11 protein-coding genes and 1 pseudogene are annotated in these 12,610 nt (G+C 72.8%); 8 read left to right on the forward strand and 4 right to left on the reverse strand.

The features are described 5' to 3' along the window. Positions 1 to 43: 43 nt before the first annotated feature. The 5 genes from ACFVZH_RS10440 to ACFVZH_RS10460 all read left to right on the forward strand — a co-directional run bounded on the left by ACFVZH_RS10440 (position 44) and on the right by ACFVZH_RS10460 (position 5,319). Positions 44 to 1,267, forward strand: a complete 1,224-nt coding sequence (locus tag ACFVZH_RS10440) for an MFS transporter (protein WP_384895331.1) — start codon at positions 44 to 46, stop codon at positions 1,265 to 1,267. 32 nt (positions 1,268 to 1,299) lie between these two features. After that, positions 1,300 to 3,462 carry a DUF4132 domain-containing protein gene (locus ACFVZH_RS10445; RefSeq protein WP_384895333.1) on the forward strand — a complete coding sequence of 721 codons (2,163 nt, stop codon included), beginning with the start codon at positions 1,300 to 1,302 and terminating at the stop codon, positions 3,460 to 3,462. A 220-nt stretch (positions 3,463 to 3,682) separates the two neighbouring features. Beyond that, positions 3,683 to 4,117: a hypothetical protein gene (locus ACFVZH_RS10450; protein WP_384895334.1), complete on the forward strand. Its 435-nt coding sequence runs from the start codon at positions 3,683 to 3,685 to the stop codon at positions 4,115 to 4,117. A gap of 7 nt (positions 4,118 to 4,124) precedes the next feature. Then, the gene (locus ACFVZH_RS10455) at positions 4,125 to 4,562 is read left to right on the forward strand and encodes a thiol-disulfide oxidoreductase DCC family protein (RefSeq protein WP_384895335.1); all 438 of its coding nucleotides are present in this window, start codon (positions 4,125 to 4,127) and stop codon (positions 4,560 to 4,562) included. Between the two features lie 10 nt (positions 4,563 to 4,572). Further along, complete coding sequence (locus ACFVZH_RS10460) at positions 4,573 to 5,319, forward strand: TetR/AcrR family transcriptional regulator (protein WP_384895337.1); 747 nt, start codon at positions 4,573 to 4,575, stop codon at positions 5,317 to 5,319. 62 nt (positions 5,320 to 5,381) lie between these two features. Here the strand turns inward: ACFVZH_RS10460 and ACFVZH_RS10465 are convergent, their stop codons facing one another. The 3 genes from ACFVZH_RS10465 to ACFVZH_RS10475 all read right to left on the reverse strand — a co-directional run bounded on the left by ACFVZH_RS10465 (position 5,382) and on the right by ACFVZH_RS10475 (position 8,823). Then, entirely contained in the window at positions 5,382 to 6,935 is a 1,554-nt protein-coding gene (locus ACFVZH_RS10465) for an ABC transporter substrate-binding protein (protein ID WP_384895339.1), read from the reverse strand. Between the two features lie 195 nt (positions 6,936 to 7,130). Beyond that, on the reverse strand, positions 7,131 to 8,369 hold the full coding sequence (locus tag ACFVZH_RS10470; RefSeq protein ID WP_384895341.1) for a metallophosphoesterase: 1,239 nt from the start codon (positions 8,367 to 8,369) through the stop codon (positions 7,131 to 7,133). 199 nt (positions 8,370 to 8,568) lie between these two features. Further along, positions 8,569 to 8,823 carry an SCO4848 family membrane protein gene (locus ACFVZH_RS10475; protein ID WP_384895343.1) on the reverse strand — a complete coding sequence of 85 codons (255 nt, stop codon included), beginning with the start codon at positions 8,821 to 8,823 and terminating at the stop codon, positions 8,569 to 8,571. A 109-nt stretch (positions 8,824 to 8,932) separates the two neighbouring features. On the opposite strand from ACFVZH_RS10475, the gene ACFVZH_RS10480 reads away from it, so the two are divergent. Next, positions 8,933 to 10,327: a D-alanyl-D-alanine carboxypeptidase family protein gene (locus tag ACFVZH_RS10480; protein ID WP_384895345.1), complete on the forward strand. Its 1,395-nt coding sequence runs from the start codon at positions 8,933 to 8,935 to the stop codon at positions 10,325 to 10,327. 20 nt (positions 10,328 to 10,347) lie between these two features. Here ACFVZH_RS10480 and ACFVZH_RS10485 read toward each other — a convergent pair whose 3' ends face one another. Then, positions 10,348 to 11,247, reverse strand: coding sequence for a YihY/virulence factor BrkB family protein (locus ACFVZH_RS10485; protein WP_384895347.1), 900 nt, complete (start codon positions 11,245 to 11,247; stop codon positions 10,348 to 10,350). Between the two features lie 266 nt (positions 11,248 to 11,513). Here ACFVZH_RS10485 and ACFVZH_RS10490 point away from each other — a divergent pair. Both ACFVZH_RS10490 and ACFVZH_RS10495 read left to right on the forward strand, forming a co-directional pair. Beyond that, a pseudogene (locus tag ACFVZH_RS10490) lies at positions 11,514 to 11,750 on the forward strand (decaprenylphosphoryl-beta-D-ribose oxidase); the annotation flags it as partial. Between the two features lie 12 nt (positions 11,751 to 11,762). Next, positions 11,763 to 12,518 (forward strand): decaprenylphospho-beta-D-erythro-pentofuranosid-2-ulose 2-reductase, encoded by a 756-nt coding sequence (locus tag ACFVZH_RS10495; RefSeq protein WP_384895349.1) that lies wholly within the window; start codon positions 11,763 to 11,765, stop codon positions 12,516 to 12,518. Positions 12,519 to 12,610: the final 92 nt, after the last annotated feature.

Consider the following 12,610-nt stretch of genomic DNA (forward strand, 5'->3'; position numbering starts at 1 on the left):
ATTTCGTTGACGAATTATTCGACACCGAAATACTCTACGCAGCATGCCCGCCACCCCCGAACAAACCCTCACGACCCCGGCCGCACCCCACCCCCTGCGCACCCGCTCCTTCCGCCTGCTCTTCACCGGACGGACCCTCTCCCTCCTCGGCGACGCCGCCATCCCCGCCGCCCTCGCCCTCGCCGTCCTGGAGGCCACCGGCTCCACCGCGGCGCTCGCCCTCGTCCTCGGCTGCGCGATGGTCCCCAAGCTGCTCCTGCTGCCCGTGGGCGGAGTCGTCGGCGACCGCTTCGACGCCCGAACGGTCGCGCTCACCACCGACCTCGTCCGCTGCGCCACCCAGCTCCTCGTCGGCGTCCAGCTGCTCGGCGGCACCCCGAGCCTCGCCGTCCTCGCGGTCGCCGAGGCGCTCGGCGGAGCCGCCGGCGCCTTCGCGATGCCGACCGGCTCACCCCTGGTGAAGGGCACGGTCGCGGCCGCCTCGCTGCACCGTGCCAACGCCGCCACGGGAGTCGCCCAGAGCGCCACCCGGCTCGCCGGGCCGGCCCTCGCCGGCACCCTGGTGCTGACCGTGGGGCCCGGCTGGGCGTTCGTCCTGGACGCGGCCACCTTCGCCGCCAGCGCCCTGCTGCTGACGGCCGTACGGGTCGAGCGCGTGCCGATACCGCGCCGCTCGCTCCGCGCCGACCTGGCCGAAGGCTGGCAGGAGGTCCGCTCCCGCGACTGGTACTGGACGAGCCTGATCGGCCACAGCGCCTGGAACGGCGCCGCCGCCGTCCTGATGACCCTCGGCCCCGCCATCGCCCTGCACCGCCTCGGCGGCGCCACCACCTGGGTCGTCTTCCTCCAGACCGGCGCCGCCGGCTTCCTCCTGGGCGCCCTGCTCGCCGACCGCGCCCGCCCCCGGCGCCCCGTCCTCACCGCGAACCTCGGGCTCGCCACGTACGCGCTGCCGCTCGTCCTGCTCGCCGTCGCCGCGCCCGCGCCGGTGACCATCGCGTCGTACGGGCTCGCGCAGGCGGGGCTCGGCTTCCTCTCCCCCGTGTGGGCGACCGCCGTCCAGCGGGCCGTGCCCGCCCACGCGCTCGCCCGCGTCACCTCCTACGACTGGCTCCTCTCCCTCGCCGCGATGCCCCTCGGATACGCCCTGGCCCCGCTCGCCGCCTCCGCCTGGGGCCCCGAAGTCCCCCTGCTGGCCGCTGCGGTGATCGTCGGCGGCTGCTGCCTGGGCACGGCACTGGTGCCGGGGGTACGGCGGTTCCGGTAGAGCTGTCAGTGGGGTCCTCTACCGTCGTCGGCATGGTGGGGAACACGAGCCTGCACGGCAGGCTGGACGAGGCGCTGGCCCGCGAGCTCGTGGAGGAACCGGGGGCGGTCGAGGAGTTGCTCGGCTCCTTGGACACCGAAGCACGCCGGGAGTGCGCGCTCACGCTCCAGGTGCGGGCGTGCCACAGCACGCAGCACCGGGCGGGGGCCGCCCTCGCCGTCCTGGCGGAGCAGGAGTTGGGCTGGTCTCCGGACGAGGCGGATCTGCTGCTCGCGCGGCTCCTGGGAAGGGACGCGCTGCTCGCCCCGCACGAACTCCAGGCGAAGTTCCGGACCGTGGTGCCGATCGCCCTGTCGGCGGCCGTGCAGGCCGGGGAGTTCGACCGGCCCCGGGTGCTGGCGCTGCGCCGGATGGCCGAGTCGTTGCGCGTCTACCAGAGCTTCGAGTTCGCGGGGATACGGGACCGCATGGACGTCCTGCTGCGCCGGGAGGTGCCGGTGGAGCCCGGCCGACTGCCCCGCCACGTCCTCGACGGGCTCGACGAGTACGGCCCGGCGATGCGCGCCGCGCACGGAGGGCTGCTCGCGGGGGTGGGGGTGGCGGCCTTCCTCGGGCACTGCGTCCTCCTGGACAAGCCCCGGGCGACACGGACCTGGCGCCGGAAGGCGGCGGCCCTGCTCGCGGACGCCGAGCACGGGCCGGTGGTGGTGCGGCGCCTGCTGGAGGGGATCGCCGCACAGCCCGAGCACCGGGTGACGGACCTCAACCCCTGGCACGGGGCCGACTGGAGCCTCGCGGGCGCCACCAACACCTCCCTGGTCAGAGGAGTGTTGTGGGCGGCGCTCGACGTGGACGCCGAGTGGGTGGTGCCGCTGGTGGGGGCCGTGGCGCTGCACGCGGGGACGGGGCACGGTGGTTCCGGCGGGTTCTGCCGCAGCCAGCCGCTGGCCACGGCGGCCGTCGCGGTACTCGGGGAGTGCGGGGGCCCGCGGGGCGAGGAGGCCGTGCAGTGGCTCGGGCGGCTGCCGGAGAAGGTGCGGAACCGGACGGTGGCCAAGGGGATCGCCAGGGCCCTGGAGGGCGTCGCCGCGCGCTCGGGGGTGACGCCGTCGATGCTCCGCGAGCGTGGGGTCGCGACGCTCGGGCTCGACGGGCGCGGGGTCCGCGAGGCGGCGCTGGGGGCGTTCACGGCGGAGCTGGCGGTACGGGAGCCCGGCACCGTGGTCCTGTCCTTCCGGGGCCCCGAGGGGCGGGTCCTGAAGACCGCGCCGCGGGCGGTCCGGGAGGAGTACGCGGAGGAGCTGAAGCGGGTCAGGGCCGGGACGAAGGAGCTCACGGCCCTGGTCGCCGCCGAGCGGGTCCGCCTGGAGGAACACCTGGCGGCGGGGACGGTCTGGCCGGCGGAGGACTGGCAGCGGTACTACGTGGACCATCCGGTGACCGGCGCCGTGGCCCGGGCGCTCCTCTGGGAGGTCGCGGAGGGCGCGGAGGACGGCACCGGGGACCCCACAGGGGGTGTCGCGGAGGACGACGCGGAGGGCGGCGGCGCGCGGTGGACCGCGGGGCTGCCGGAGCGCACCGGGGGCGGCTGGGCGCTGGCCGGCGCGGACGGCACCGCCCGGCCGGTGGGCCCGGGCGCCCGGCTGCGGCTGTGGCATCCGCTGCGGTCCGACGGCGAGGAGGTCGCCGAGTGGCGGGTCGCGGTGACGGAGCGCGGGGAGCACCAGCCGTTCAAGCAGGTCTTCCGCGAGGTGTACCCGCCGACTCCGGCCGAGCTCGGCGCCGGCCCGTCCTCTTCCCGCTTCGCGGGGCACGTCCTGCGGTACGGGCAGGCGCGGGCGCTGATGGCCGAGCGCCGCTGGACCGGTCACCACCTGGGGTACTTCTCGGACGGCTGGTCCTCGGAGATGGTGAAGGAGCTGCCGCCCCCGGGGCACCTCCGGGCCGACGAGGGGACGCGCTGGCGGGCCCGGTTCCTCCTGGAGCTGGTCGACGAGGGGGCGAGCCACGACGGGGTGGCCCGGCTCTGCTCCACGGACCGGGTCCGGTTCGAGCGCCGGGCCGGTGCGGCGGGCCCACGGGGCGCCTGGGCGGAGGCCGCGCTGGCCGACGTACCGGCGCTCGCGCTGTCGGAGGCGTTCCGGGACGTCGATCTGTTCGTGGGGGTGGCGTCGACCGGAGCGGACCCGAACTGACGGCCGCTCCCGCGGCCGTTCGCCGACGACGGCGGCCCGGTCGACGCCGAGGTGGTCGAGGGGCCGGGTCCGGCCTGGTCGTGAGAGAGCGTCATCCGACCGATCCCAGGTGCCCGGAAAGGGGGTGGCCACCGCATCGCTCCGGCGACTTGAACACGTTCAAAGATGGGTCTACAGTCATGCCCGTCAGCTTTTGAACGTGTTCAAGGGAGGGTGGGGCATGGACCTCACTGTCGTCGCCTACATCGCCTATCTGCTGATCAGCGTGGCCCTCACGATCTGGGTCGCGCGGACGCTCAGCCGCAACGGAAAGGTCTTCCTCGCGGACGTCCTGCACGGGAACGAGAAGCTCGCCGACGCCGTGAACCACCTCCTGGTGGTCGGCTTCTACCTCGTCAACTTCGGCTTCGTCGCCCTCTACCTGAGCCAGGACGACGCCGTCCTCGACGCCCGCGCGCTCTTCGAGGCCCTCTCCGTCAAGCTCGGGGTCGTGCTGCTCGTCCTCGGCGTCATGCACCTCGGGAACGTGTACGTGCTCAACAGGATCCGCCGCCGCGGAGTCATGGAGCGCGAGCAGGTGCCGCCGGTCGGCCCGCAGGGCTGGACCACGACCCCCAAGGGCGGCCCCTGGGCCCCGCCGGCCCCCCAGGTCTGAGCCCGGCATGCCGGCCCCGACCGCGCCGCACCCGGCGGCGCCGACGACCCCGGTGGGACGCCTCACCGTGCTGTACGACGCCGACTGCCCGCTCTGCGTGCACCTCAGGCACTGGCTGCTCCGCCAGCGGCAGCTCGTCCCGCTCGACCTCGTACCCGCCGGATCGCGCGAGGCCGGGCGCCGCTTCCCGGACCTCGACCACACCGCCACCCTGCGGGAGATCACCGTGGTCGGGGACCGGGGCCAGGTCTACCGGGAGACCTCCGCCTGGATCGTCTGCCTCTGGGCACTCGCCGACCACCGGGCCAAGGCCCACTGGCTGGCCACCCCCGCCGGGCAGCCGTTCGCCCGGATGACGGTCCTGGCCGCCGCGAAGTGGCGCGAGGCCCTGAAGGGGCCGTCCTGCGAGGACGGGCGCTGCGAGGCGCCCCGCCCGCCCGACTAGGCTCGGCCCCGTGACGGACGTGAACGAAGACAAGAAGGCCCCCAAGAGCGAGCAGACCCGCACGCTCATCCTCGAGACCGCGCTCCGGCTGTTCAAGGAGCGCGGTTACGACAAGACGACGATGCGGGCCATCGCCCAGGAGGCCGGGGTCTCCGTCGGCAACGCGTACTACTACTTCTCGTCCAAGGAGCACCTCGTCCAGGGCTTCTACGACCGGATCGCCCAGGAGCACCAGGCGGCCGTCGAGCCCATCCTGACCGGCGGCGAGAAGGACCTCACGGCCCGCATCCGCGGGGTCTACCTCGGCTGGCTGGACATCGCGGAGCCGTACCACGAGTTCGCGTCCCAGTTCTTCAAGAACGCCGCCGACCCGGACAGCCCGCTCAGCCCCTTCTCGCCCGAGTCGGAGGGCCCGCGCGAGGCCGCGATCGAGGTGCACCGCCGGGTCATCTCCGGCGCCTCGGTCAAGGTCGACCCGGAACTGAAGGAAGCGCTCCCGCAGTTGCTGTGGCTCCAGCAGATGGGCCTGGTGCTGTTCTGGGTGTACGACCGCTCGGAGAACGCCGCCAACAGCCGGCGCCTGGTCGAGCGGCTCGCGCCGGTCACCGCCCGCGCGATCTCGCTCTCCCGCTTCCGCATCCTGCGCCCGCTGGTCAAGGAGACCCACGAGCTGCTCGCCGACTTCATGCCGACGGCAGCCGGAATGGCGGCCTCGGGCAAGCCCAAGCGGGCCACCGCGAAGCCGCCGACGGCCTGAGGCCGTGTCCGGCAGAGGCCGTTCCGGTCGGGCCGGACCCGGCGGGAACGGTCAGACAGGCCCTAGATCCAGCTGAGTTCCCACAGGCGCCAGATGCCGGTGCCGTCGGTGAGGTACTGGGAGCCGGCGACGGCCTCGGTGGACAGGACGTAGTCCTTCTTCTGCCACAGCGGGATCAGCGGGACGTCCGAGGCGACCTCGTTCTGGATCTCCCGGAAGTCGGCGGTCGCGCGGGACCGGTCGCTGTACTGCTGCGTCGAGGAGATCAGCGTGTCGATCTCCTTGCTGGAGAAGCCGTTGTGCAGGGTGTTCTGCGTCCCGACGAGCGGCGCGGTGAAGCTGTCGGAGTCGGGGAAGTCGGGGAGCCAGCCGACGGTGTACGCGTCGTAGGCGCCGCGCGCGTACCCCTTCTGGAAGCTCTGCCAGTCGGCCTCGACGACCTCGACCTCGAACAGGCCGGTCTCCTCCAGCTGCCGCTTGATCTCGGCGGTCTCGGTGGCGTAGGTGGCGTCCTTGCGGAACCCGAAGGTGAACTTCACCGGCTTGGTGATGCCGGCCGCCCGCAGGATCCGCTTCGCCTTCTTGGCGTCCGGCGCCGGGTCGACGTCGTAGAACGCGGTGCTGTGGCCGACGAATCCCTGCGGGATGAGGGAGTACAGCGGCTCGACCGTGCCCTTGTAGGCGCCGGTGGTGATCTCCGGACGGTCGATGACGGCGGCGACGGCCTGCCGGACGGCCTTCTTCGCCATCGGCGAGCCGGGCCGCACGTTGAAGTTGATGTTGCGGATCTCGGCGCTCTCCGCCTCGGTGACGCGGGTGCCGTCCTTCGTCTCCAGCGTCGACAGGTAGTTCGGCGGGAGCTGCCGGTGCGTCACCTGGACCTGCTTCGACTTCCAGGCGTCGGCGAGCTCCGAGGACTGGCCGAAGTACTTCACGAGGACCGGGCCGCCGGCCTTGGTGATGGCGCCCCGGTAGTTCGGGTTGGGCTCCAGGCGGGCGGACTCGCCCTCCTTGTACTCCTTCAGCACGTACGGCCCGGATCCGTCGACCGAGGTGCCGGCCCGCAGGCCGTTGGCCGGGTACTGGCTGCTGTCGACGATCGAACCGGCGCCCGTGGCCACCTTCAGCGGGAACGTGGCGTCCCGGCCGCTCAGGTGGAAGGTGACGGTGCGCCCGTCGGCCGTCACGGTCTTCAGCGTCGGGAACAGCGGCTGCGGGCCGACGTCCGTCTTGATCCGCAGCATGCGCTCGAAGGAGTACTTGACGTCCTCCGCGGTCACCTTGCGCCCGTTGGCGAACGTCAGGTCGTCGCGGAGCGTGCACTGGTACGTCGTGAGCTTGGTGCCCACGAACTTGCAGCTCTCCGCCGCGTCGGGAACCGGGGCGCTGTACCCCGGCTTGAACGTCAGCAACGACTGGAAGACGTTGCTGTACATGGCCCAGGAACCGGCGTCGTACGCGCCGGCCGGGTCCAGTGAAGTGACCTCGTCGGTCGTGCCGACACTGATCGGATCGGTCCGGCCGTCGTCGGAGGGCAGCAGTTGCCAGCCCCCGACCCCGGCCGCCACCAGTACTCCACAAGTGATGAGGATCCGCAGACGGACCGTCGACCGCATTGCCGTGCTTCCTTCATTTGGTGCCACCCCAGAAGCGACGAACCCCCCGAACACGCCGCGATGCCGTCATCCCATCACACCGGTTTCACAAGCGGAAGAGAAAACTTTCACACGACAGGTATATGTCCGGGATATGAGACTTTAAGTCGATGAGCAGCACGTATCGGTCTCGGAGCAGCGAGTGACCGATACCGATTACGCCTGTTTCGAGGCGAGTTCGACGATCGTGATGTCCGACGGCGCCCCGACCCGCACCGGCGGCCCCCAGGCACCCGCGCCCCGCGAGACGTACAGCTGCGTGTCGCCGTACCGCTCCAGCCCCGCGACGGTCGGGTTCGCCAGCTCGGCGAGGTGGTTCCCCGGCCACAGCTGGCCGCCGTGCGTGTGCCCCGACAGCTGGAGGTCCACCCCGTGCCGCACCGCGTCGTGCACGACGATCGGCTGATGCGCCAGCAGGACCGCCGCCCGCGCCCGGTCGCGGTCCCCGAGGGCTCGCGCGAAGTCCGGCCCCTGCCCCTCGCTCTCCCCCGCCACGTCGTCCACACCCGCGAGGTCGAAGCCCGCCGCGATCTCCACCCGCTCGTTGCGCAGCGGACGCAGACCGAGCTCCCGTACGTGGTCGACCCACGCGTCGGCCCCCGAGAAGTACTCGTGGTTGCCGGTCACGAAGAACGAACCATGACGGGCGCGCAGCCGCGCGAGCGGCTCGGCGGCCGGCCCCAGGTTCTCGACGGTCCCGTCGACCAGGTCGCCGACGACCGCGATGAGATCCGGCTGCGCGGAGTTGATCGTGTCCACGATCCGCTGGGTGTGCGCGCGGCCCAGGATCGGACCGAGGTGAATGTCGGAGACGACCGCGATCCGGTACCCGTGCGCCGCTCTGGGCACCTTCGCCAGCGGCACCGTCACCCGCTTGACCCGCGGCCCGCGCAGCACCCCGTACGTGCCGTACCCCACCGTCCCGAGCGCCACCGCGGCCGCCGACCCGCCGACCACCCGCGCCACGAACAGCCGCCGCGACACCTCGGCCGCGCCGGACTCGCCACTCGCCTCGACCGCACCTCCGCCGGGCGCCACCGTGACGGCCTCGGGCTGGGGCTCCGGCTCGGGCTGGGCCCCCCGCCGGTGCTCCGGCTGGGGCTGGGACCCGGGCTCGGGCAGGGACTCAGGCTCAGGCTGGGGCTGGGGCTGGGATGCGGGCTGGGGCTGGGGCTGGGATGCGGGCTGGGGCCCGGGAGCAGCGCTCCCCGCTCGGCGGGCGAGCCATGCCCTCAGGACAGGGCGTACGGCCTCGCCGACCAGCAGCGCCAGCGTGAGGTAGAGCAGCACCGCCAGCCACAGGAACCCCGGCCACGCGACGACCTGCTGCACCCGGAACGGCGCACCCGCGCGCGACGACACCAGCGCCGCCACCGACAGCACCGGCAGTGCCACCACCGCGGCCGTACCGATCCGGCGCGCCCGGCCCCCCCGGCGCCGTCACATCCCGCACCAGCCGCCGCCACACGTACCAGTGCACCGCACCGAGCAGCCCGAGCACCACGACCAGGACCACCAGAAAGACGCCCACGCCCCGAACCCTCTCTCCGCCTACTTCTCCAGCAGCCGCTTCAGCGCCTTCCCGGCCGTTTCCTCAGGCGCTGTGACCGTCGTCGCGGCGCCCGGCGCGCACTCCGCGCAACCCGATCACCCCGACCACCGTCCCCAGGACAAAGGACGTGACCGCGAGCAGCAGATGAACCCAGAAGTAGGCCGTCGGGTCGCCCGCGTCGTCGAAGGCGAGACCGCTCCCGTCCTTCCAGAGGTTCTTGACGAAGGTGATCCAGATGAACCAGCTCCACACGCCGAAGGCGAGCAGGAACCAGGAGACACGGCGGCTGAGCTTCATGGCCCCAGTATCACCGGGGGTCCCGCGGGGCCCGCGTCCGGGTGGACGAGCCCGGACGAACCGCCGGGTGGGGTTCGGATCTCTGGTGCGGGCCTGTACGTTCTCGACCGTGTCTGCTTCGAAGAAGACCGCATGGGCGGTCGCCGCTGCTGTATTCCTTCCGCTCGTGACCGTCGCGCCTGCGGCGCACGCGGAGGAGGGGGACAAGCAGCCCCTGCCCCCCGCCGGGATGTCGAAGGTCGGGGGCTCACTGCTCGGACTGCCCGGGACGCAGGTGCAGCTCAACGCGGGTGCGCCGGTGCTGCCGAAGGAGTTGTCGGGGCGTTCCTGGATCGTCGCGGACGCCGAGACGGGGGCGGTGCTCGCCGCGCACAACGCGCACTGGCCGCTGGCGCCGGCGTCCACGCTCAAGATGCTCTTCGCGGACACCCTGCTGCCGAAGTTCCCGAAGACGCAGAACCACCTGGTCACCAACCAGGACCTGGCGGGCATAGGGGACGGGTCCAGCCTGGTCGGCATCAAGGAGAAGCAGACCTACAGCGTCCACGACCTGTGGCTCGGCGTGTTCCTGCGGTCCGGGAACGACGCCGTGCACGTCCTGACCAGCATGAACAACGGCCTGAAGCAGACCGTGTCGGACATGAACGACCGCGCGGCCGAGCTCCAGGCGCTCGACACCCATGTGGTCTCCCCGGACGGCTACGACGCCCCGGGCCAGCTCTCCTCCGCGTACGACCTGACGCTCTTCGCCCGCAGCGGCATGCAGAAGGAGGACTTCCGCGAGTACGCCGCCACCCCGCGGGCCGTCTTCCCCGGCGAGGCCAAGCCGGGCAAGAAGCGGGAGAGCTTCGAGATCCAGAACACCAACCGACTGCTGACGGGCGACCTCGGCGTCGCCCCGTACCCGGGCATCGCCGGGGTCAAGAACGGCAACACCACGCACGCGGGTGCCACCTTCACGGGCGTCGCCGAGCGGAACGGCAAGGTGCTGCTCGTCACCGTCATGAACCCGTCCTCGAAGGAGCAGCACGCGGTCTACCGCGAGACCGCCCGGCTGCTCGACTGGGGTTTCGCGGCGGCCGGGAAGGTGACCCCGGTGGGCGAGCTGGTGCCGCCGCGGTCGGCGCGTACGGAGTCGGCCGCCCCGGACAGCGGGACGGTGCCGGCCCCGGCGCCCGGCAAGAACGCCCCGAAGGAGACGACCGCCTCCACACAGGGGTCCGGCGGTGTCGGGATCGCGCTCGGCGTGGCGGGCGGGGTGCTGGTGCTCCTGGCCGCCGCGGTCTTCGTGGTCAACCGCCGCTGGCCGCTGGCCGGGTCGGGGGCTCTCCGCCGTCGTTCCCCGGACGGCGACCGGAAGCCGGCGGAGTCGCAGGACCCGTCGCACGATCCGGCGGAGTCGCAGGATCCGAAGTCGCAGGATCCGGAGAAGCGTCAGGAGTCCCCGGATTCCCGGGAGTCCGAGGAGCTTCAGGAGTCCGGTCAGGCCCAGGAGTCCCAGTAGCCTCAGAGGTCCGGGCCGGCTCAGGTCTCCGTGGCTTCAGAGGTCCCGGCCGGCTCAGGGGTCTCCGGGTCCCGGCGTGAGCCCGTCGCCGTCCAGGCCGAGCAGAACAGCAGCAGCTTCGCGGTGAAGTTGATCCACAGCAGCAGGGCGATCGGGACGCCGAACGCGCCGTACATCGACTTCGCCGCGACGCCCCTCATGTAGCCGCCGAGCAGCAGCTTGAGCAGTTCGAAGCCGACGGCGCCGATGAGCGCCGCCACGACGAGCCGGCGGCGGGGCGGTTGGACGCCGGGCAGCAGGGTCAGGACGTAGAGCAGGATCAGGAAGTCGGCGACGGCGGCGACGAGGACGGCGGCGAACTGGAGGAAGAAGCCGCCCGCCCCGTCGCCGGAGATGCCGATCCGGTCGGCGCTCCAGCCGACGGCGGTGGAGCCGAGCCAGGACGCGGCGAGCGAGCAGAGCGCGACGCCGCCGAGGCCGACGAGGATGAGCGCGTCCTTGCCCTTGAGCAGGATCGGGTTGCCCTCGACGGCGTCGAGGCCCCACACCGCGCGCAGGCAGTCGCGCATGGAGCCGATCCAGCTGATGCCGGTGAGGAGCAGGATGGCGCCGGCGACGAGCCCGATGGTGCCGGCGTTGGCGACGAGCCCGCCGATGTCGAGCTGGTCGGAGATGCCCGGCACCTGGTCGGAGATCTTCTCCTCGATCCGGTCGAGCTGGTCGTCGCTGAGCAGCGCGGCCCCGACGGCGGCGGCGACGGTGATCAGCGGGAAGAGCGCGAGGAAGGACAGGAAGGTGATCGCGGCGGCGAGCCGACTCCAGTGGGCCTCGTCGAGGGTCTCGTACGAGCGCCAGGCATGGGTCCGCATGAGGCGGGTGACCACGGGGCCGATGACGGGGAGCTTGGTCAGCCAGTCCATGTCGTACGCGTACCCCTTTGATCCGTTGGTCCGTGAGATGGCCGGAGTACGAGAATCCCCCGTCGCGGCTCCCGTACCCGCGACCGACATCCCGTAACGAACAGGCCCGCAATACCGGCATAAGCGACAGAGACGGCTATACGGTCACCCTTATGGCTGTCGAGACCCACGTCCTGGACGGCGACTGCGCGGCGCTCACCGGCTGGGGCCGCACTTCGCCCACCCTCGCGCGCGTGCACCGGCCCCGCGGACACGCCAAGGCGGCGGCCGTCGTCCGGGCCGGCGGCGCGGGCGGCCCCGGCCGGCTGCCCTTCCCGCTCCCCGGCTGGACCCTCGCCGTCGACCTGCCCGGCGGCCGGATCCACCTCGCCGAGGACTCCCGGCTGCGGCCGGGTGCGCCGGCCGCGATGTACCCGAGGCTCGACGAGTTCCGCGCGCTGCGCGCCGAACTCGACCCCCGGTCCGTCCTCACCTCGGACCTGTCCCGCCGTCTCGCCCTCTGAGGAGCACCCACCATGAAGGACGCCTTCGGCGCGCCGCAGTCCCTGCTCGTCCTCGGCGGCACCTCCGAGATCGGGCTCGCCACCGCCCGCCGGCTGATCGCCCGCCGTACCCGTACGGTCTGGCTGGCCGGCCGCCCCTCCCCCGCCCTGACCGCCGCCGCGGACTCGCTGCGCGCGCTCGGGGCCGAGGTGCGCACCGTGCCCTTCGACGCGCTCGACACCGAGTCGCACGAGGAACGGCTCGGCAAGATCTTCACCGAGGGCGACATCGACATGGTGCTGCTCGCCTTCGGGGTCCTCGGCGACCAGGCGCACGACGAGTCCGACCCCGTCGCCGCCGTCCGGGTCGCCCAGACCAACTACACCGGCGCCGTCTCGGCGGGCCTGGTGTGCGCGGGCGCGCTCCAGGCGCAGGGGCACGGCTCGCTCGTGGTGCTCTCCTCGGTGGCGGGCGAGCGGGCCCGCCGCGCCGACTTCATCTACGGCTCCTCGAAGGCGGGGCTCGACGCCTTCGCCCAGGGCCTCGGTGACGCGCTGCACGGCACCGGCGTGCACGTCATGGTCGTCCGGCCCGGGTTCGTGCGCTCGAAGATGACGGCCGGGCTCGCCCCGGCACCCCTCGCCACGACCCCGGAGGCCGTCGCGGGCGCGATCGAGCTGGGGCTGCGGCGGCGCTCGGAGACGGTGTGGGTGCCGGGAGCGCTGCGGATGGTGATGGCCGCCGTACGGCACGCCCCGAGGCCGCTCTTCCGGCGCCTGCCGATGTGAGGTACGCCTCGCGGCGCGCAGCCGCCCGGGACGGACCGGCGGGTGTCGCCGGGAGGGACGGCGGATGCCGGCGGGTGTCGCCGGGACGGCCG

The organism is Streptomyces sp. NPDC059534 (assembly GCF_042743475.1).
In the GTDB taxonomy this organism is placed as follows: Bacteria; Actinomycetota; Actinomycetes; order Streptomycetales; family Streptomycetaceae; genus Streptomyces.

Bases quoted from the DNA above. Each gene is read 5' to 3' on its own strand.
- ACFVZH_RS10440 (WP_384895331.1), top strand. From the start codon at position 44: ATGCCCGCCACCCCCGAACAAACCCTCACGACCCCGGCCGCACCCCAC.
- ACFVZH_RS10445 (WP_384895333.1), top strand. From the start codon at position 1,300: ATGGTGGGGAACACGAGCCTGCACGGCAGGCTGGACGAGGCGCTGGCC.
- ACFVZH_RS10450 (WP_384895334.1), top strand. From the start codon at position 3,683: ATGGACCTCACTGTCGTCGCCTACATCGCCTATCTGCTGATCAGCGTG.
- ACFVZH_RS10455 (WP_384895335.1), top strand. From the start codon at position 4,125: ATGCCGGCCCCGACCGCGCCGCACCCGGCGGCGCCGACGACCCCGGTG.
- ACFVZH_RS10465 (WP_384895339.1), bottom strand. From the start codon at position 6,935: ATGCGGTCGACGGTCCGTCTGCGGATCCTCATCACTTGTGGAGTACTG.
- ACFVZH_RS10475 (WP_384895343.1), bottom strand. From the start codon at position 8,823: ATGAAGCTCAGCCGCCGTGTCTCCTGGTTCCTGCTCGCCTTCGGCGTG.
- ACFVZH_RS10485 (WP_384895347.1), bottom strand. From the start codon at position 11,247: ATGGACTGGCTGACCAAGCTCCCCGTCATCGGCCCCGTGGTCACCCGC.
- ACFVZH_RS10495 (WP_384895349.1), top strand. From the start codon at position 11,763: ATGAAGGACGCCTTCGGCGCGCCGCAGTCCCTGCTCGTCCTCGGCGGC.